This is a genomic window from Burkholderia sp. B10 (genome assembly GCF_004368385.1).
In the GTDB taxonomy this organism is placed as follows: Bacteria; Pseudomonadota; Gammaproteobacteria; order Burkholderiales; family Burkholderiaceae; genus Burkholderia; species Burkholderia vietnamiensis.
The window spans coordinates 1-385 of sequence record NZ_PQMX01000190.1 but is presented as its reverse complement, the minus strand read 5'-3'; the positions used below and the strand labels follow the sequence as shown (position 1 = coordinate 385).

Below are 385 nucleotides of genomic sequence, written 5' to 3'. Positions count from 1 at the left end.
ACCCTCTTTGCCTGATGACCATAGCGAGTCGGTCCCACCCCTTCCCATCCCGAACAGGACCGTGAAACGACTCTACGCCGATGATAGTGCGGATTCCCGTGTGAAAGTAGGTAATCGTCAGGCTCCCCTAAGCCAGAAACCCCCGCCGCGAAAGGCGGGGGTTTTTGCATTTGTGGCTCTGAAAATACGATCTCACCGCGACTAAAGCCATCATTTCAGTGGTGTAACGCCGTGTCTAGATCGGTACCGAAGCCCTATTGACCTGCCCCCATCAATAGGGCCAATGGGCTTCTAGCAAAGTCCCTTTAAACCAACTCCTGGAAAGCGGCAGGAGTATCCGCGGTTGCCCGATGTTTCGCCGCAAACTCTGACGGCGCAAGGTAGT

The 385-nt window shown here is 55.1% G+C and carries 1 rRNA gene; it reads left to right on the top strand.

Annotated features, from left to right (window positions below):
- Positions 1 to 10: 10 nt before the first annotated feature.
- Positions 11 to 123, top strand: a 5S ribosomal RNA gene (gene rrf / locus C3Y15_RS31575).
- Positions 124 to 385: the final 262 nt, after the last annotated feature.